Below are 16845 nucleotides of genomic sequence, written 5' to 3'. Positions count from 1 at the left end.
CGGCATGCGTTGACGCTGCGAAATTTTCTGTCTATCACTTCCGACCATGAAAATCGCAACGGCTCTTATCGTGGTGGGAAAGCGCATGGGCAGGATGGTGTAACCATCCGGCGGTAGCCACCCATGCGCTAGATGACAGGCTCCTCCGGGGCCTTTTTTTATGCCCGAAATCAGGGCTTCCGGCCACAAACGCAAATCCCAGCATAAACGGAACAGACAGATGAGCACGGACAATCAGGCGGCAGGCAATCGGATGACGGGAGCGGAGATCGTTCTCAAGGCGCTGAAGGACAATGGCGTCGAACATATCTTCGGCTATCCCGGCGGTGCGGTCCTGCCGATCTATGACGAGATCTTCCAGCAGGACGACGTCAAGCACATCCTTGTCCGCCATGAGCAGGGGGCTGGCCATGCGGCCGAAGGTTACGCGCGCTCCACCGGCAAGGTCGGCGTCATGCTGGTGACCTCAGGTCCGGGCGCCACCAATGCCGTCACGCCGCTGCAGGACGCGCTGATGGATTCGATCCCCCTCGTCTGCCTGACCGGTCAGGTTCCGACCCCACTGATCGGCTCCGACGCCTTCCAGGAGTGCGATACGGTCGGCATCACCCGGCCCTGCACCAAGCACAACTGGCTGGTCAAGGATGTGAACCAGCTCGCCGCCATCATTCATGAGGCCTTCCGCATCGCCCAGTCCGGTCGGCCGGGGCCTGTCGTCGTCGATATTCCGAAAGACGTGCAGTTTGCGACCGGCACCTACACGCCGCCCGCCGATTACGCGATCCAGAAGAGCTACCAGCCGAAGATCCAGGGCGACCTCAACCAGATCCATGCCGCGATCGAACTGATGGCGAATGCGCGCCGTCCGATCATCTATTCCGGCGGCGGCGTCATCAATTCCGGCCCCGAGGCTTCCAAGCTGCTGCGCGAGCTGGTCGAGCTCACCGGTTTCCCGATCACCTCGACGCTGATGGGCCTCGGCGCCTATCCTGCTTCCGGCAAAAACTGGCTGAAGATGCTCGGCATGCACGGCTCCTACGAGGCCAACATGGCGATGCACGACTGCGATGTCATGGTCTGCATCGGCGCCCGCTTCGATGACCGCATCACCGGCCGTCTCAATGCCTTTTCGCCGAATTCGAAGAAGATCCATATCGATATCGATCCGTCCTCGATCAATAAGAACGTCCGGGTCGATATCGGCATCCGCGGCGATGTCGGGCATGTGCTTGAAGACATGGTCCGCCTGTGGCGGGCGCTGCCGAAGAAACCGGAAAAGGGCCGCCTCGATGACTGGTGGACCGATATCGGCCGCTGGCGGGCGCGCAACTCCTTCGCCTATACGAAGAGCAATGATGTCATCATGCCGCAATATGCGTTGGAGCGGCTCTTCGCCCACACCAAGGACCGCGATACCTACATCACCACCGAGGTCGGCCAGCACCAGATGTGGGCGGCGCAGTTCTTCGGCTTCGAGCAGCCGAACCGCTGGATGACCTCGGGCGGCCTCGGCACGATGGGCTACGGCCTGCCGGCCGCGCTCGGCGTGCAGATCGCCCATCCCGACAGCCTCGTCATCGACATTGCCGGCGACGCCTCGATCCAGATGTGCATCCAGGAAATGTCGGCGGCAATCCAGCACGATGCGCCGATCAAGATCTTCATCATGAACAACCAGTATATGGGCATGGTGCGCCAGTGGCAGCAGCTGCTGCACGGCAACCGCCTGTCGAATTCCTATACGGAGGCGATGCCCGATTTCGTCAAGCTGGCGGAGGCCTATGGCGCCGTCGGCCTGCGCTGCGAAAAGCCGGATCAGCTCGACGACACCATTCTCGAGATGATCGAGGTCAGGAAGCCCGTCATCTTCGATTGCCGCGTCGCCAATCTCGCCAATTGTTTCCCGATGATCCCCTCGGGCAAGGCCCATAACGAAATGCTGTTGCCGGACGAAGCCACCGACGAAGCGGTCGCCAATGCGATCGACGCCAAGGGCCGCGCGCTCGTATAATAAGGGAAGGGACCAAGGACATGAACGCTCACCTACAGCCCACGGGCTCCGCTTACTTCATTTCGCCGGAAACGGCGGCTGTCGAAAGCCACACGCTTTCGGTTCTCGTCGACAACGAACCGGGGGTTCTTGCCCGGGTCATTGGCCTGTTTTCCGGCCGCGGATACAATATCGAGAGCCTGACGGTCTCCGAGACCGAGCACCAGGCGCATCTTTCCCGGATCACCGTCGTCACACGCGGCACGCCGCAGGTGCTGGAACAGATCAAGGCGCAGTTGGAACGCATCGTGCCGGTGCATCGCGTCGTTGACCTGACGGTGCGCGCCCGCGAACTCGGCCAGGATCGGCCGATCGAGCGCGAAGTGGCACTAATCAAGGTGATCGGCGAGGGCGAGATGCGCGCCGAGACCCTGCGCCTTGCCGATGCCTTCCATGCCAAGGTGGTGGATGCGACGGTTGGTCATTTCATTCTTGAAATCACCGGCAAGTCGTCGAAGATCGACCAGTTCGTGGCGATCATGAAGCCGCTTGGCCTGATCGAGGTCTGCCGTACCGGCATTGCCGCGATGAACCGCGGCGCGCAGGGGATGTGAGTTCGCATCGCCCTTTGCTTGGCGTCATCCTCGGCCTGTGCCGAGGGTCTGCTACATATCAACCGGTAGTAGATACTCGGGACAAGCCCGAGCATGACGAAAGAGGAGTCGGCGATCACAGCATTTCCAACGGCTTTTTCTTTGCCGGCGGCGGGAAGGCGGCGTCCAGTGCCTCCCAGTCGTCGTCGGTGATATCGAGCGAGATACAGTCGCGGTTTTCGCGAACTCGTTCGGCAGTCGACGTTTTCGGGATGACGATGACGCCGTCGCGTTCGAGCAGGAAGGCGAGCGCCAGCTGGGCGGGTGTCGCCTGATAGGCCTTGGCGATGCGGATCAGTTCGGGATGGTGCAGGATATGTCCCTGTTCGATCGGCGAATAGGCCATGATGGGAATGCCGCGGTTCTGGCACCAGGGCAGCAGGTCGAATTCGATGCCGCGGCGGGAGAGATTGTAGAGCACCTGGTTGGCGGCGACGTTGGCGCCGTCGGGCACGCGGAGCAGTTCCTCCATGTCGTCGGTGTCGAAGTTGGAGACGCCCCAGGCGCCGATCTTGCTTGATGCCTTCAGCGTTTCGAAAGCGGCGACGGTCTCGGCGAGCGGATAGTTGCCGCGCCAGTGCAAGAGATAGAGATCGATGCGGTCAGTGCCCAACCGTTCGAGACTGTGCTCGCAAGCCTCGATCGTGCCTTTCAGGCTGGCATTCCAAGGATAGACCTTGCTGACGATGAAGACCTCGTCGCGCCGGCCCCTGATCGCCTGGCCGACGATCTCTTCAGCGCCACCGTCACCGTACATTTCGGCGGTGTCGATTAGCGTCATGCCGAGATCGATGCCTGCCTTGAGGCTTTCGATCTCGGCCTTGGCATGGCCGGCATCCTCGCCCATGGCCCAGGTTCCCTGGCCGAGCGCCGGCACTTGCGCGCCGTTCGGGAAGGTGATCGTCGGGATCGGGTCGTCTTGCATGATCTTTTCCATTTGGGGGAGATTGCCGCCAATTCTTATCTTTCAAGTAATCCTGTCTCCATGACAATGATGTAATGGCATCAGCAATTTAGGACAGTTACATTGACCTAAATGAAATCGGCTGCGAAGGATGGCCGGTCCCGGGAGGTTTCATGCCGCTGGATACGTTTCTCGCCCTCGTTCTCTTCGCCTTCACGACCTCGATCACGCCGGGGCCGAACAATATGATGCTCTTCGCATCGGGCGTGAATTTCGGTTTCCGCAGGACGATCCCGCATATGTTCGGGATCGGTGCCGGCTTCTTCGTGCTGTTGCTCGGCGTCGGCCTCGGGCTTGGCGCGCTGCTGCAAACGATACCTGTGATCTATACGGCGCTGAAGTTTGCGGGCGGCGCCTATCTCGTCTGGATCGCCTGGAAGATCGCTTCCTCGCGCTCGCTCAGCGAAGGCAGAACCGGCGCTGAGCCGATGTCGTTCCTCGCCGCCGCCGCCTTCCAGTGGGTCAACCCGAAAGCCTGGGTGATGGCGGTGACCGCGATGGCGACCTATACCAATCCGCAACTCTACCTCGTCAGCGTGCTGATCGTGGGTCTCGCTTTCGCGGCAGTCAATGTGCCCAGCGTTTCGACCTGGGCCGGTTTCGGCTCGGCGCTGAGGGAATGGCTTTCCGATCCGGTGCGGTTGAAATGGTTCAATATCAGCATGGCAGTGCTGTTGGTGGCGAGCCTCTGGCCGATGCTAAAATAGAGTGATTGCCGGCTTCATGAGCATCAGCCAGAGAATGCCGATGACGGCGAAGAAGGCCGGAAAGCCGCAGGCGAACCAGATGTGGTAGAGGCTGAAATAGGCCGGCGGCAGGGCTTTTCCCGCCGCTGCTGCGGCGCGCGCAATATCGCGCAGCCGGATCTGGATCCAGACGACGGGCAGCCAGAACAGGCCGGTTACGACATAAAGCAGCAGCGACAGCGCAATCCAGCCCTCCGACAGTTCCCAGCCGATCGACCGGGCCAGCAGATAGCCGGTCACCGGCTGGAGAATGACTGCGGTGGCGGTAAAGAGGGTGTCGGCGACCACTACCGTTGCCGCAACATGGGCGATCAGCTTGGGATCGCGTGTCCGGTGCGCCATCACCATGAAAAAGGCGATGCCGGCGCCGGTGCCGAAGAGCACGGTCGCGCCGATGACATGGGCAAGCAGCAGCCATTCCTCAAGCATCAGCGTTCATCCAGGATGGCCAGTGCGGTGAACGTCAGCAGGATCGATGGCAGCACCTTGACGAGGGGGCCGAGCGGATCGAGCCAGAGCGCGGGTTCGAGCAGGCTGGCGCCGGCAAGATAGGCGAACGACACGGCCAGCATGCCGAGAAGGGCGCCTTTCGCCAGCGGACGAAGGAGGACGGCTACGCCCAGAGCGATGTCGATCAGACAGGTTGCAAGCGTCAGCACCGTTGCCGCGGCCTCAGGCATGAACGGCAGGAAGTGAGCGGACGTCTTCTCCAGCGCCAGCAGCGGGATCACACCTGAGAGCAGCCAGAAAGCGGATAGGCCCGATATGACGAGCGGCTTCAAAAGATAGAGCCTGGCAAACCAGAGATCCTGTACGCCGGAGGGATTGGCCGCGAGCGTTGCTGCCGCGGGTGTCGCGGCAAGGCCGCTCCCTTTTTTTGAGCTCCGCACGCCTTCGGACATGACGGTCATCGCCGTCGAGCGCAGCGGCGAACGCCAGCCGAGCAGTCCCGACAGATCGGCCAGCCACGTGACCGGGCCAGCAAGCCAGTTGGGAAGAGCGAACACGCGGGCGGGCGGCAGGCCGAGCCACTGGCGGTGAAGGCGGACGAGATCGGCGAGCGGCAGAACTTCGTCGGCGGCAAGATCGATATCGCCGGAGATGCCGCCGGAGACTGCCCGCGACACGGCTTCCGCCACATCGTCCACCGAAAGTGTTTCGACCGGACTTTCGGCATGGACCAGCGGCAGCACCAGGGGAAAGGCTGCAAGCGCCCGTAGCAGCGCCGAACCGCCATGGGCATTGCGGCCGAGAACGAGGGCAGGGCGCAGGATGAGGTAAGGCAGGCCGCTTGCCGCCAGCGCCTCGTCGGCTCGCCGCTTGGTGGCAAGGAAGGGCAGGTCGCCCGCCGCTCCCGCCGTCCTTGCCGATATCTGCACGATCAGCGGACGCGACGAGCTTTTTGCGGCGGAATAGAGCGCCAGCATCGCCTCTGCCTGGGTGGCCGACAGATCGTCCGACAGCCCGTCCTGCAGGGCGCCGGCGCAGTTGACGACGACATTCCGGTCCTTGAGGATATCGTCCCAATCCGCTGGTTTCGTCATGCGCGAGAGATCTGCGCGCCGCCAGTCTATCGCCTGCTGTTTCTGGCGCGCACGCGTCGTATTGCGGCCGAGCCCGGTCACCGCGTGGCCGTCGGCGGCAAGCCGGGCCGCGACGACGGAGCCTATGAAGCCGGTTGCGCCGAGAATCAGGATGTTCATGGCAGGAGATTAGCTGAAAAGTCTCCGGCGCATAGAAGGGCTTGGCGGACCTGCGGCATATGTTGACCCCCGTTGACAAAGTCCCAAGAACATCGGCGTCATGGTCGCAAGATGAAACTTCGGCAATCAGCGTCAAGGTTCAAAAAGTGTCTGAGTCTATCCCTATGGTTCTTCTGGACCAACGCATTCGCGAAGGCATCATCGATTACTTCGAATGGGTCGGGAATTACCAGCTGCAGCGGAAATACCAGGCAGATGTACCCCACGTGAATGTTCCTATCGAAGCGATCAATCAGTGGGAGAACTGGGTACGAGTAGAAGGATTCGACACATACCTCGAGCCCGTTTTCTCTCGTCAAGAGCAGATTGCCATCCGAGAGTTTCATAGAATTTGGGATGCAGTTGCGGACGAAATGCCTGAGGGTTATTCCAGGCTCGAGGATCTAATCGGAACCGCCCTATGGGAGCGATTGAGAAAAGCAGCGGAGCAGGCGCATGATATCTTCATTCTGCGCGGTCACTTCGATCGCAACGTCATTCAGTTCGCGGATCAGGATTAGAACTATGCCTTCGGCCCGACTCAAGGCTACCAACGCCGAGGCAGACTTTGTCAACAGGACCTAGAAATAGCGGGTAGTTTCGGGAGGGCTTCGCCTTGCACGACCATGACGACGAGCACGACCACAGTCATGCCCATGGGCACGATCACGACAATCACTATTCGGACATGCAGGCGCGCGTCAAAGCGCTGGAGACGTTGCTGACGGAGAAGGGGCTGATTGATCCGGGGGCGATCGATGCGATCGTCGAGACCTACGAGACGAAGGTGGGACCGAGAAACGGCGCGCATGTCGTCGCCAAGGCCTGGAGCGATGCCGATTTCGCCGACTGGCTGAAGCGTGATGCGACGGCGGCCATCGCCAGCCTCGGTTATACCGGCCGACAGGGCGAGCATATGCGCGCCGTCTTCAATACAGCAGAGACCCATAATCTCGTCGTCTGCACGCTCTGCTCTTGTTATCCCTGGTCGGTGCTTGGCCTGCCGCCGGTCTGGTACAAGGCGCCGGCCTATCGCTCGCGCGCCGTCATCGATCCGCGCGGCGTGCTGGCCGAATTCGGTCTGACCCTGCCGGAGGACAAGAAGATCCGCGTCTGGGATTCGACGGCGGAACTGCGTTACCTCGTCATTCCCGAACGGCCCGAAGGGACCGATGGAATGGATGAGCAGACGCTCGCCGGCCTCGTCAGTCGCGATGCGATGATCGGCACGGCCGTTGCCCGCAGGCCGGGGAGCGCCACATGAACGGACCGCACGATCTCGGCGGGCAGATGGGCTTTGGGCCGGTCGCGCCCGAAAAGGACGAGCCCTATTTCCATGCCGAATGGGAAAAGCGGGCGCTCGGCATTACGATTTCCTGCGGCGCTTTCGGCGCATGGACGATCGATGAAAGCCGGCATGCGCGCGAGAATATTCCGCCGGCCGATTACCTCGCCGCCAGCTATTACGAGATCTGGATCCGCGGCATCGATAAGCTGCTCGAACGGCATGGTTTTGCGACTCGTGAGGAGCTGCTGTCCGGCCATGCGCAGCAGCCAGGAGCCGTTCCGAAGCGGGTGCTGAAGGCGGACATGGTGCCCGGCGTTCTGGCGAAGGGCGGGCCTTGCGATCGTCCTGTTAAGACCGCGCCGCTCTTTGCGGTCGGCGAGACGGTGAGGACGAAGAATTTCAATCCGACGACGCATACGCGCCTGCCGCGTTATGCCAGGGCCAGGACCGGTGTGGTCGAGGCAGTGCAGGGCTCTTTCGTTTTCCCTGACGACAATGCACATGGCAAGGGCGAAAACCCGCAATGGCTCTATACGGTCGTTTTCGACGGCGAGGAGATTTGGGGCGGAGATGCCGATCCGACGCTGACGGTGTCGATCGATGCGTGGGAGAGCTACCTTGAGCCGGCATGAAATGTCGCCGCTGACGCAATCGCCCAGCCTGCCGAGGTCGCCGGAGGGCGAGCCGGTTTTTCCCGAGCCATGGGCGGCAGAGGCTTTTGCCATGACCGTGCACCTGCACGCACAAGGCCTGTTCAGCTGGAGCGAATGGGCTGAAACGCTTTCCGCGCAATTGCACAAGCCCGGCCGGGCCGAAGATGGCAGCGACTATTTCGACTGCTGGGTGGCGGCACTCTCCGACCTCATCGTCGACAACGGCATCGCCGATGCGGAAACGATCCTGGCGCTGCAGCAGAGCTGGCAGCGGGCGGCGGAAGCGACGCCGCACGGACGGCCGATCGAGCTTTGCAACGATCCCTCACGCTGATCCTCACGACGGGAACTGCTTGTAGCACTCCTCGGCCACCTGACGCAGCGTCTCGCGGGAGATTTCGCCGGTGACGGCATAACCGAGTTCGCCGTCGATCCAGTAGAAGGTTTCGAGATTGCCCGATGAGGCGAAGCGGAAGCTCGTCGTGCGGTTCTCCGTGTTGCGGCCGACCATGACGGTCAGGCGCTCGCCGGCCTGGTTTTCATACATGAACATGGCACCCGGCCTGCCGTCGACCGGCAGCAGGCGGCCGCCGACAAGCTTGAAGCCGAGCGGCTGCAGGTTCGGGATCTTGAGGTTCTGGATTGCCAGGCGCTTACCGAGCCAGGTGGCGAGGTGGACCTCCTCGTTTGCAAAGACCTCGACGGGATGGCGAACCTCGGCGGCATAGACCGTGAAAGCGGTCTGGGCCTGTTTCGGCAGGGTCTCGGAGCCGGCAAGCTGTAACTCCGGCTTTTCCAGAAGCGCGGGGCCATAATGGCCGCTGACGGCGCCGAGCGTGAAGACGAGGAGGGCTGATGCGGCAATCGCCCAGCGTTTCGGTCCCGATGAAACGGCGCGCGGGGGGACGACGAGCAGAGGATCGGTATCCTTCGCCTTCTCATAACCGGCAAACAGCGATCGGATGGCTGAATTCTGCGCCTGCCATTCGGCGACTATCACCGCCTCGTCGGGATTGTCGGCCAGGAAGGTCTCGATGCGGGCGCGCACCGTTTCCGGCAGCTGGCCGTCGGCATAGGCGTGAAGGTCGGCTTCGGTGACGCTCGGATTGGTCTCGTTCATTTCGGTCTCCGAAGCGTAATGATGTTGTCGGCTTTCAATCGCTCGGCGACGCGCCGGCGGGCGCGCGACAGGCGCGACATGACGGTGCCGATCGGGATATCGAGCGCGGCGGCGACCTCGCCATAGGTGTATCCCTCGATGACGACCAGCATCAGCACGGCGCGGTGTTCCTCTGAAAGGCTGTTCAGCGCATCGTCCAGCCGGGCACGTTCCAGCGGATCGGCGGGCGGTTCGGACGCGGCCAGATTTTCTGCGGCACCGAGCTCGACAAGGCCGTCGCGCGTCTTGCCGCGCCGGCCGTTGCGGTAGAGATTGGTCATGATAGTCAGGACCCAGCCGCGCAGGTTGAGGCCGCGCCATTGGCCGCGGCGCGTGAGAACCTTTTCGACACAATCCTGGAGCAGGTCCTCGCCATCGGCATCCGAGCGCGTCAGGCTGCGCGAATAACGCCTGAGCGAGGGCAGGAGGGCCAGGATCTGGCCCTCGAAACTTTCGGGTGCGGGTATCTTCATGCCGGCTCTCTTGGCATCAGGGCCCGACTATCAAGGTTTGGCGAGATCCCAGTTGCCGCCGACGCCGTCGCCGGTGATGTCGCCCGTCTTCTTGTCCTTGACCCAATAATAGAGCGGCATGCCGTCCTTGGCCCATTGCTTCGTGCCATCCTTACGGTCGATGATCGAATATGCACCATCAGCCTTGGCATCGGAAGCCGCCATCAGCGGAGGCCAATTCTTGGCGCAATCATCGTAGCAGTTGGAAACGCCCTTCACGTCCTTCTTGAAAGTGTAGAGCGTCATGCCGTTTTCGCCGGCAAGCACCTTGCCCTTGGCGGATTCCACGGTCGTGACAGGAGCGGCGGCGAAAGCAGCGGTCGCGGCAAGGGCGGCGGCCGCCAAGACGGACAGGAATTTCACGGATTTCATGATGTCTCTCCTCAGGTTGGGCACGCAATCTTGCGCTACCTGAGATAAGACACGAGGCGCGGTGGTTTTATTCCAGGCGCAGCAAAAGTTTTCATGGCGGGCGAGGTGGGCCGAAGCCCGTTTCGCCCGCCATGGCGTGTCGGCGCCTTACCGGCTATTCTCCGGTGGCGGTCGCCGCCGCCATGTCGACCCAGACCGCTTCAAAAATATGGCCATCGGGATCTTCGAAGGCACGGTTGTAGAGCCAGCCCATGTCCGTCGGCGCGCGCGGATCGGCTTTGCCCCCGGCGGCCGCGGCTGCCTCGACGATAGCGTCCACTTCTTCGCGGCTGTCCATCGTCAGGGCGATCAGCACTTCGCTCGCCTTTTGCGCTTCGGCGACAGGCTTTGGCGTGAAGGTCGCGAAAAAATCGCGCGTCAGCAGGTGGAAGAAGATGGCGTCGGACCAGACCATATTCGACGCCTGATGGTCGCTGAACTGTTCGTTCTTGCTGCAGCCGATCGCTTCGTAGAAGCGGGTCGCAGCAGCAAGGTCTTTTACCGGCAGGTTCACGAAGATCATCTTGGGCATTGCAGTTCTCTCCTCTTCTTTTGTCTTTCGGGCTTTGTTTTCCAGGCGGCGGCTCGGCTCACACAAATTCCTGCACGATCGTCTCGCTGGCATGAATACAGACGATTTCGAGTCGTCCGGTGCCGACATTCTCGAAGCGGTGGGGAATGTTGGCGGCCACGACGACGATATCGCCGGGAAAGGCGCGGGTCTTGGCGTCGCCTACGGTAAATTCGGCTTCGCCTTTCCTGACGGCCCACGTTTCGGAATAGGGGTGAACATGCAGGTCAGGCCCTTGGCCGGGCTCATTGTCGACCAGGAAAAGCGATATCTCGCCGCCATGGTCGCGGCCTTCGAAGCGGACCGTGCGGCTCTGATCGGGGCGCGGTTCCTGGTGGCGAAGAATACTGAACATCACGTGCCTCCTGCAGGTGCCATCTGCGATCACAAAACTATCTTCGCGAGAAGATATATCCTCAAAACTGTCTTCCTGTCAAGATATCTTCCTTGATATGGATGGAAGGTGTATGTCTCGGCTGTGGTGGCATATGAGGCAGAAAATGACGAATGGAACTAAAGGAGACGGCTCCTACGAGGATCATGTCGACCGGCTGCGCCGGCAATGGGCGCTGGAACTACCCGACCTCGACACCGAGCCGATGGCGATCCTGGGCCGGGCCTTTCGGCTGTCGAACCTGGTGCGCCCGAGCATTGAGGCGACCTTTGCCGATTTTGGCCTCGACCGCGGCGAATTCGACGTGATCGCAACGCTTCGCCGTTCCGGACCGCCTTACCGGCTGACCCCGACGGAGATGTATTCGGCGCTGATGATCTCCTCGGGAGGCCTGACCCACAGGCTCGACCGGCTGGAGAAGGCGGGACTGATCCGCCGGGAGAAATCGCCGCGCGATGGGCGCAGCGTATTGGTGGCATTGAGCGAGGCGGGTGCGGCACTCGCCGAAAAGGCCTTCCGCACCGACATGGCGAGCGAATCTTCGTTTCTGCAGGCTCTTGACGGAAAGGAGCGCGAGGCGCTCGCTGTGCTGCTGCGCAAGCTGATTGCGGGAATTGAAAACGAGCAGGCGCAGGGAGAGGACGAGAACGGGGGCTGAGCGGAGATCGGAGCCCGCATCGCCTTTCAGGCAGCAACACGCTGCTTTTGCAGTTCATTTACATCATGTCGATTTTCGGATATGATATGTCCTTAATTCCATTGGCAGAACCAGCCATCACACGAGTTGCTGAATGATCCTGAAAAGCCAGGTCGAGTGGGCGCTTCACTGCTGCGCCATTCTCGCGGGCCTGCCAGAGGGCAGGTATCTTTCCACCAAGGCGCTCGCCGAGCTCCACGGCCTGCCGAAGGAATATCTGTCCAAGGCGCTGCAGAACCTTTCGCAGGCATCGCTGGTCGAGACCACGCTCGGTCCGAGTGGCGGCTACAGGCTTGCCAAGACCCCCTCGGATATCAATTTTCTCGAGATCGTCGAGGCGGTCGAGGGGAAGGCCCGCAGCTTCACCTGTACGAATATCCGGGCGAACAATCCCTGCCGGCCGGAAGGGTATTGCGACAGCAAGCCATGCGCGGTGGCGCGCATCATGTGGGAGGCCGACGAGGCCTGGCGGGATACGCTGAGGCGCGTCCGGCTTTCCGATCTGGTCGGCACCTTGTCCGAGGAAGTGCCGGCCGACATTTGGCGCAGCACGTTCGAATGGGTGCTCAAGCGCGCCGGCTGAGCGGGGGGGCGCCGATCTCTACGCCTTGAAGATGGTCCTGATGGTCTTCAGGATGGCATGCGCGTTGCGGGCATGTTCCGGGGGCAAGGGGGCGCCGTTGCGGAAACGCTCGGCGCGGCTGGCGAGATGGTCGGCGATTTCTTCTGCCAGCGCCGGGCGTTCGCTTAGCAGCGGCGCGAAGGCCTCCTGATCGATCTCATAGGCGGTTACGGGGGTCAGAGCCTCCAGGGTGCAGACTTCCTGCATGCCGGCGAGGAGTCCGGTCTCTCCAAAAAAGTCGCCCGGCGCGAGCCGTCCGCGTTCCTCGCCTGCGTTCCGCGCTGCGATGATGCCGGCGCGCACCATCATCAGTGAGGGGAGCATTTCGTCCTCCCGCACGATCACATCGCCCTTGCGGAACTCCCGGACAGTCGTGGTTTCGGCGAGCCTGCGCTTCTCATCGGATGTCAGCGTCGTAAAGACCGGAATGGCCTCGATCAGGGCAAGCGGCGTTACGCTCGGCGGCTTTGCGCTTTCTTCCGTCGGCAGATCGGCGGTCAGCACCGTCGCCGACGGCGGAATGGCCAGCAGCAGGCCGGCGGATTTGCAATGGCGATAGACGAGATCGAGCACTTCGTTCCGCGCCGGCACCCGCTGGCTTGGGCTTGTCACCCGAAACTGCAGCTCGACCTCAAGCGCCGTGGCATCCAGCCCCTTGAGTGCTACGACCGGCGGCGGCTCGCGCACGATCGAATTGCAGCTCGCAAGCGCCGTTGCCATGACTTGGCGGACCGATGCCGGCATCCGCGTCGGGGCGATGCGGATGGTGAGGATCAAGAGATGGGTCTCGTCCGGCCGGCTTACATTCGTCAGGCCTAGCTTTGCCAGAAAACTGTTCGGCAGAACGACGATATTGTTTGCGCTGGTCAGGATATGCGTCGCGCGCCAGTTGCTTTCGACGACGCGCCCCTCTGTGCCGTCGCTCAAGAGGATCCAGTCACCGATGATGTATGGCCGGCCGAGCGTCAGGGCGATGCCGGAGAAGACGTCAGCGAGCGTGTTCTGCAGCGCCAGGCCGAGAATGATCGCGACCACGCCCGAGGTTGCAACGAGGGTTCCGATCGGCACGCCAAAGACGAAGGCCAGAACCGACAGGGCCATGCCGATATAGACGACGCCGATAACCAGATCCTGAAGCAGGCGGGCCTCTCGCGGGCTGCCCTCCAGCACCAGATAGAGCCTGATGAAACCGATGACGGCCCATGCCAGATGGATCCACCAGAGCGTTTTTGCGACGATGATGAGCGGGGCCTGCGGATCTTCCGAGCCATATCCCTGAAACCGGTGAGGTTCGATGCCGCTGCCGACGAGGATCAGCGTCATCACACCAAAGAACAGGATCTGCACCACCAGTCGCGTCGTCGGCCGCTGGCGGGAAAGCAGATGCCAGACGACGATGCCGGCGGAGCCGACTGCTATCACCGATATCAGAGGCTTGCCGAAGAACGCGTCGTAGATCATCTCTCTGTCTCCGGAAGGGGCGGGCGGCACATGATTCAGCATCTCGGCCGCCCACGCAAGCATTGGAGCTTCGCGCGGACGGCAGGAGTGAACTGTCACTTCTGGAGCGGATAGGTCAGCTCTTTCTGGTCGTTGTCGACGACGAAGACGGCGAGCAGGCGGGCGGGCTTGGTCTCGCTGTCATTGGCGCTGACGCCATGGCGGTCGCCCGGCATTTCGGAGAAGCTCTCCCCAGCCTTATAGACCTTGACCGGGTTGTCATTGACCTGGCTGCGGATCGACCCTTCGAGCACGGTGGCGTAGATGAAGGCCGAGTCCGGATGGGTGTGGCCTTCGGAGAAGCCGCCCGGACCATATTCGACGAGCACGCCCTTAATGCTCTTGTCGGGCACGTTCGGAAGTTGGTGCTCATAAACGAGCGTGACCTTCGCAGCCTTGCTGCTGTCATGTGCGGCCACGCCGGTGGCGGCCAGAAGGGCGAGGGCGGCGGCGAGGAATGATTTTTTGATCATCGGAATCTCCTTGGATCTGGATGCGGAGGACGCGCCCAAGCGGCCGCGTCCTGAGGACAAGTGAAATCACTTCGGCTGGGCGGACTTTGCGAACCATTGCTCGAAGGTGATCGAGCCGAGCCGCGGATTAGCGTCGGAGACGAGCGATTGGTCATTGAGCCTTGCGCCGAAATATCTCGCTTCGGCATCGACCTCGACGGTGCGCGGGTCTTTCATCGCCTTCAGATAACGGGCGACGAGCTCGCTGAGGCGGGCCTGCTCCGGACCAGCGATCTCGAGCGTCGCGTTGGCGGGAGCAGAGAGGGCCACGTCCGCCATGGCGTCCGCCACGTCGTCAGAAGCGATCGGCTGCACATAGGCCGGCGACAGGTGGACCGTCTGGCCGACGGTGCCCGATTGGGCGATGCCGTTCAGGAATTCCATGAACTGCGTCGAATGCACGATGGTATAGGGAATACCCGACGCCTTGATCAGCTTTTCCTGAGCAAGCTTGCCGCGGAAATAGCCGCTTTCCTGCAGGCGCTCGGTGCCGACGACGGAGAGGGCGATATGGTGCTTGACGCCGGCGAGTTTTTCGGCGGCGAGAAGATTGCGGCCCGAGGTCTCGAAAAATTCGAGCACGGCCTTATCCTCGAAGGACGGCGAATTGGCGAGGTCGAGCACGACTTCGGCGCCTGAGAGCGCCTCTGCCAGCCCTTCTCCGGTGATCGTGTTGACGCCGGAGTTCGGCGAGGCAGCGATCACGTCATGGCCGCGTTTGGCCAGGCGTTCGACAGTCTTCGAACCGATGAGGCCGGTTCCGCCGATGACAACGATTTTCATAATGGATCTCCGTTCGCTGCCGCGGTGCGGCAGCGTCAAAGGTGAATCTTCTCAATGAATTGCGCGGTTTAGTTCAGGCCGGCCTTGTCGAGGCCATAGGCCTTGTCGGCCGTGCCGGGCACGGTCTTGAAGCCGACATTGACACGGTTCCAAGCATTGATCGCCATGACGACGAAAGTCAGGTCCGAGATTTCCTTCTCGGAAAGCTGGCCGCGCACCCGTTCGTAAATCTCGTCGGGAATGCCGCCTTCGGGAAGCTTGGTTAGTGCTTCGGTCCAGGCAAGGGCTGCACGCTCGCGGGGGATGAACAGGTTCGATTCCCGCCAGATGGCGACGTGGTAGATCCGCAGTTCCGTCTCGCCGTGGATCTTGGCCTGCTTCACATGCATATCGAGGCAAAAGCCGCATCCATTGATCTGCGAGGCGCGGATTTCGACGAGGGCCTGCAGCTTCTCGTCGATCACGCTGCTCTTCAGCGCCATGCTGAATTCCATGAATTTCTTGAAAAGCTCGGGGGACTGTTGGGCGTAGTTCAATCGCTGGGTCATGTGCCTCTCCTTCAATTAAGGACACTCTATATCCTTATGGATAGAAAATATCCTTAATTGCTGGACTGTAAAGCCATTCTCGCTTAGTCTGGCTGCATAAAGCCTATGCGCAAAAGTATGAGGGGCAGGGGATGGATATCGTTTCGGCATTGCGGACCTTTCAGCGCGTCGTGGAGACGGGTTCGTTCTCGGCGGCGGCGCACGATCTCGACGTGACGCAGCCGGCGGTCTCGCGACAGGTCGCAGCCCTCGAGGGCCATTTCAACACCCGCCTCCTGCATCGCACGACGAGCGGCCTGTCGCTGACCGCGGAGGGGGAGCGGATGTTGCCGATGGCGCTGCGGATTCTCGAAGCGGTTGAGGAGCTTGGCGATGCGGCCGGATCGGACGGAGCCATGGCCTCGGGAAAGGTCAGGCTCAGCGTTCCAGCACCACTCGGCCTCTATCTCAGCGAGCGGCTCGGCGATCTTCTTGCCGCCCATCCGAAGCTCTCGGTCGAACTTATCTTCAGGGAGCTGGGCTCGGATATGATCGAGGAGCGCCTGGATCTCGAAGTGCGCTTGGGCCAGGTCGCCGACAGCAGCCTCGTCTGCCGACGGATCGGCTGGACGACCGCCTTCCTCGTTGCAGCTCCCGCCTATCTCGCGCGCAGGGCGGCTCCCCGCGCACCGAAGGAGATCAAGGATCATGAATGCCTGTGCTACAACAGGGCAGGCGAGGCCAATACCTGGTCCTTCTCGAACGGTTCGGAAGACATATCGGTCCGGATCTCACCGCGGCTGACCGCCTGCAATGCGGTCGCCATTCACCGGGCTGCCCTTGCCGGAGCGGGTCTTGCGGTGCTTTCGCACATCATCGCGATGCCCGATATCGCCGCCGGCCGGCTGGTCCCCGTGATGAAGGATTTCCAGCCGAGCCGGCTGCCGGTTACCGTCGTCTATCCCTCGCGGCGCAACATGCCGCTGCGCGTCAAGACGGTTCTGGATTTTCTCACCGAGGCTATGGGGCAGGACCCGTCGATGTGCGCCAGCGGCGCGGACCGGCAGTGGAACTGATGATCGTCCGGCCGGGCGATTTGCGGTTTTCCGCCTTGCCTAAAG

At 61.8% G+C, this 16845-nt stretch carries 22 protein-coding genes; 10 read left to right on the top strand and 12 right to left on the bottom strand.

Features of this window, described 5'->3' with window-relative positions:
• The first annotated feature begins 220 nt into the window (after positions 1-220).
• Positions 221-2011: an acetolactate synthase 3 large subunit gene (locus OIU37_RS06675; RefSeq protein ID WP_264256600.1), complete on the top strand. Its 1791-nt coding sequence runs from the start codon at positions 221-223 to the stop codon at positions 2009-2011.
• Between the two features lie 20 nt (positions 2012-2031).
• Entirely contained in the window at positions 2032-2604 is a 573-nt protein-coding gene (gene ilvN / locus OIU37_RS06670; RefSeq protein ID WP_168310041.1) for an acetolactate synthase small subunit, read from the top strand.
• A gap of 115 nt (positions 2605-2719) precedes the next feature.
• On the opposite strand, the gene OIU37_RS06665 is transcribed toward ilvN, so the two are convergent.
• Complete coding sequence (locus OIU37_RS06665) at positions 2720-3568, bottom strand: aldo/keto reductase (RefSeq protein WP_264256598.1); 849 nt, start codon at positions 3566-3568, stop codon at positions 2720-2722.
• Positions 3569-3720: 152 nt separating this feature from the next.
• Between OIU37_RS06665 and OIU37_RS06660 the strand changes: the two genes are divergently transcribed.
• Entirely contained in the window at positions 3721-4314 is a 594-nt protein-coding gene (locus tag OIU37_RS06660) for a LysE family translocator (protein ID WP_264256597.1), read from the top strand.
• On the opposite strand, the gene OIU37_RS06655 is transcribed toward OIU37_RS06660, so the two are convergent.
• Both OIU37_RS06655 and OIU37_RS06650 read right to left on the bottom strand, forming a co-directional pair.
• Positions 4306-4782, bottom strand: coding sequence for a DUF2269 domain-containing protein (locus tag OIU37_RS06655; protein WP_264256595.1), 477 nt, complete (start codon positions 4780-4782; stop codon positions 4306-4308). The two genes, OIU37_RS06660 and OIU37_RS06655, sit on opposite strands and share 9 nt — an antisense overlap.
• Positions 4782-6056, bottom strand: coding sequence for an SDR family oxidoreductase (locus OIU37_RS06650; protein WP_264256594.1), 1275 nt, complete (start codon positions 6054-6056; stop codon positions 4782-4784). The genes OIU37_RS06655 and OIU37_RS06650 overlap by 1 nt, the downstream gene beginning before the upstream one ends.
• A gap of 59 nt (positions 6057-6115) precedes the next feature.
• On the opposite strand from OIU37_RS06650, the gene OIU37_RS06645 reads away from it, so the two are divergent.
• From OIU37_RS06645 to OIU37_RS06630, 4 genes are all read left to right on the top strand, one after another.
• Positions 6116-6616, top strand: a complete 501-nt coding sequence (locus OIU37_RS06645; RefSeq protein ID WP_264256592.1) for a hypothetical protein — start codon at positions 6116-6118, stop codon at positions 6614-6616.
• Between the two features lie 95 nt (positions 6617-6711).
• The gene (gene nthA, locus OIU37_RS06640) at positions 6712-7359 is read left to right on the top strand and encodes a nitrile hydratase subunit alpha (protein ID WP_264256590.1); all 648 of its coding nucleotides are present in this window, start codon (positions 6712-6714) and stop codon (positions 7357-7359) included.
• Positions 7356-8015: a nitrile hydratase subunit beta gene (gene nthB, locus OIU37_RS06635; protein WP_182209484.1), complete on the top strand. Its 660-nt coding sequence runs from the start codon at positions 7356-7358 to the stop codon at positions 8013-8015. Before nthA ends, nthB begins: the two co-directional genes overlap by 4 nt.
• On the top strand, positions 8002-8370 hold the full coding sequence (locus OIU37_RS06630; RefSeq protein WP_171604009.1) for a nitrile hydratase accessory protein: 369 nt from the start codon (positions 8002-8004) through the stop codon (positions 8368-8370). Before nthB ends, OIU37_RS06630 begins: the two co-directional genes overlap by 14 nt.
• Before the next feature lie 3 nt (positions 8371-8373).
• Here the strand turns inward: OIU37_RS06630 and OIU37_RS06625 are convergent, their stop codons facing one another.
• The 5 genes from OIU37_RS06625 to OIU37_RS06605 all read right to left on the bottom strand — a co-directional run bounded on the left by OIU37_RS06625 (position 8374) and on the right by OIU37_RS06605 (position 11044).
• Positions 8374-9156 (bottom strand): anti-sigma factor, encoded by a 783-nt coding sequence (locus OIU37_RS06625; RefSeq protein WP_264256587.1) that lies wholly within the window; start codon positions 9154-9156, stop codon positions 8374-8376.
• Positions 9153-9668, bottom strand: a complete 516-nt coding sequence (locus tag OIU37_RS06620; RefSeq protein WP_171604007.1) for an RNA polymerase sigma factor — start codon at positions 9666-9668, stop codon at positions 9153-9155. Before OIU37_RS06620 ends, OIU37_RS06625 begins: the two co-directional genes overlap by 4 nt.
• Positions 9669-9698: 30 nt before the next feature.
• Positions 9699-10079, bottom strand: a complete 381-nt coding sequence (locus OIU37_RS06615) for a hypothetical protein (RefSeq protein ID WP_171604006.1) — start codon at positions 10077-10079, stop codon at positions 9699-9701.
• Between the two features lie 154 nt (positions 10080-10233).
• Positions 10234-10650, bottom strand: coding sequence for a VOC family protein (locus tag OIU37_RS06610; RefSeq protein ID WP_171604005.1), 417 nt, complete (start codon positions 10648-10650; stop codon positions 10234-10236).
• Positions 10651-10708: 58 nt separating this feature from the next.
• A complete protein-coding gene (locus tag OIU37_RS06605) occupies positions 10709-11044 on the bottom strand; it encodes a cupin domain-containing protein (protein ID WP_171604004.1) in 336 nt (111 codons plus the stop codon).
• 145 nt (positions 11045-11189) lie between these two features.
• Here OIU37_RS06605 and OIU37_RS06600 point away from each other — a divergent pair, with 145 nt between their 5' ends.
• Both OIU37_RS06600 and OIU37_RS06595 read left to right on the top strand, forming a co-directional pair.
• A complete protein-coding gene (locus OIU37_RS06600) occupies positions 11190-11741 on the top strand; it encodes a MarR family winged helix-turn-helix transcriptional regulator (protein ID WP_240602860.1) in 552 nt (183 codons plus the stop codon).
• Positions 11742-11874: 133 nt separating this feature from the next.
• Positions 11875-12363, top strand: coding sequence for an Rrf2 family transcriptional regulator (locus OIU37_RS06595; RefSeq protein WP_168310053.1), 489 nt, complete (start codon positions 11875-11877; stop codon positions 12361-12363).
• 18 nt (positions 12364-12381) lie between these two features.
• Here OIU37_RS06595 and OIU37_RS06590 read toward each other — a convergent pair whose 3' ends face one another.
• The 4 genes from OIU37_RS06590 to OIU37_RS06575 all read right to left on the bottom strand — a co-directional run bounded on the left by OIU37_RS06590 (position 12382) and on the right by OIU37_RS06575 (position 15745).
• Positions 12382-13863 (bottom strand): mechanosensitive ion channel family protein, encoded by a 1482-nt coding sequence (locus OIU37_RS06590; protein WP_264256583.1) that lies wholly within the window; start codon positions 13861-13863, stop codon positions 12382-12384.
• Positions 13864-13958: 95 nt separating this feature from the next.
• Positions 13959-14375 (bottom strand): cupin domain-containing protein, encoded by a 417-nt coding sequence (locus OIU37_RS06585; protein WP_264256582.1) that lies wholly within the window; start codon positions 14373-14375, stop codon positions 13959-13961.
• Between the two features lie 66 nt (positions 14376-14441).
• Entirely contained in the window at positions 14442-15197 is a 756-nt protein-coding gene (locus tag OIU37_RS06580; RefSeq protein ID WP_264256580.1) for an SDR family oxidoreductase, read from the bottom strand.
• Between the two features lie 68 nt (positions 15198-15265).
• Positions 15266-15745: a carboxymuconolactone decarboxylase family protein gene (locus OIU37_RS06575; protein ID WP_171603999.1), complete on the bottom strand. Its 480-nt coding sequence runs from the start codon at positions 15743-15745 to the stop codon at positions 15266-15268.
• Positions 15746-15876: 131 nt separating this feature from the next.
• Between OIU37_RS06575 and OIU37_RS06570 the strand changes: the two genes are divergently transcribed.
• The gene (locus OIU37_RS06570) at positions 15877-16800 is read left to right on the top strand and encodes a LysR family transcriptional regulator (RefSeq protein WP_180694617.1); all 924 of its coding nucleotides are present in this window, start codon (positions 15877-15879) and stop codon (positions 16798-16800) included.
• Positions 16801-16845: the final 45 nt, after the last annotated feature.

The sequence above is a fragment of the Rhizobium sp. BT-226 genome, assembly GCF_025847085.2.
Classification (GTDB): domain Bacteria; phylum Pseudomonadota; class Alphaproteobacteria; order Rhizobiales; family Rhizobiaceae; genus Rhizobium; species Rhizobium sophorae.
This window is presented reverse-complemented; position numbering and strand designations above follow the sequence as displayed.

Coding starts and splice junctions, on each gene's coding strand:
- OIU37_RS06585 (WP_264256582.1), bottom strand. CDS start 14,375: ATGATCAAAAAATCATTCCTCGCCGCCGCCCTCGCCCTTCTGGCCGCC.
- OIU37_RS06645 (WP_264256592.1), top strand. CDS start 6,116: ATGTTGACCCCCGTTGACAAAGTCCCAAGAACATCGGCGTCATGGTCG.
- OIU37_RS06575 (WP_171603999.1), bottom strand. CDS start 15,745: ATGACCCAGCGATTGAACTACGCCCAACAGTCCCCCGAGCTTTTCAAG.
- nthB (WP_182209484.1), top strand. CDS start 7,356: ATGAACGGACCGCACGATCTCGGCGGGCAGATGGGCTTTGGGCCGGTC.
- OIU37_RS06600 (WP_240602860.1), top strand. CDS start 11,190: ATGACGAATGGAACTAAAGGAGACGGCTCCTACGAGGATCATGTCGAC.
- OIU37_RS06620 (WP_171604007.1), bottom strand. CDS start 9,668: ATGAAGATACCCGCACCCGAAAGTTTCGAGGGCCAGATCCTGGCCCTC.
- OIU37_RS06615 (WP_171604006.1), bottom strand. CDS start 10,079: ATGAAATCCGTGAAATTCCTGTCCGTCTTGGCGGCCGCCGCCCTTGCC.
- OIU37_RS06650 (WP_264256594.1), bottom strand. CDS start 6,056: ATGAACATCCTGATTCTCGGCGCAACCGGCTTCATAGGCTCCGTCGTC.
- OIU37_RS06590 (WP_264256583.1), bottom strand. CDS start 13,863: ATGATCTACGACGCGTTCTTCGGCAAGCCTCTGATATCGGTGATAGCA.
- OIU37_RS06595 (WP_168310053.1), top strand. CDS start 11,875: ATGATCCTGAAAAGCCAGGTCGAGTGGGCGCTTCACTGCTGCGCCATT.
- ilvN (WP_168310041.1), top strand. CDS start 2,032: ATGAACGCTCACCTACAGCCCACGGGCTCCGCTTACTTCATTTCGCCG.
- OIU37_RS06660 (WP_264256597.1), top strand. CDS start 3,721: ATGCCGCTGGATACGTTTCTCGCCCTCGTTCTCTTCGCCTTCACGACC.
- OIU37_RS06610 (WP_171604005.1), bottom strand. CDS start 10,650: ATGCCCAAGATGATCTTCGTGAACCTGCCGGTAAAAGACCTTGCTGCT.
- OIU37_RS06605 (WP_171604004.1), bottom strand. CDS start 11,044: ATGTTCAGTATTCTTCGCCACCAGGAACCGCGCCCCGATCAGAGCCGC.
- OIU37_RS06580 (WP_264256580.1), bottom strand. CDS start 15,197: ATGAAAATCGTTGTCATCGGCGGAACCGGCCTCATCGGTTCGAAGACT.
- OIU37_RS06665 (WP_264256598.1), bottom strand. CDS start 3,568: ATGCAAGACGACCCGATCCCGACGATCACCTTCCCGAACGGCGCGCAA.
- OIU37_RS06625 (WP_264256587.1), bottom strand. CDS start 9,156: ATGAACGAGACCAATCCGAGCGTCACCGAAGCCGACCTTCACGCCTAT.
- OIU37_RS06655 (WP_264256595.1), bottom strand. CDS start 4,782: ATGCTTGAGGAATGGCTGCTGCTTGCCCATGTCATCGGCGCGACCGTG.
- OIU37_RS06570 (WP_180694617.1), top strand. CDS start 15,877: ATGGATATCGTTTCGGCATTGCGGACCTTTCAGCGCGTCGTGGAGACG.
- OIU37_RS06675 (WP_264256600.1), top strand. CDS start 221: ATGAGCACGGACAATCAGGCGGCAGGCAATCGGATGACGGGAGCGGAG.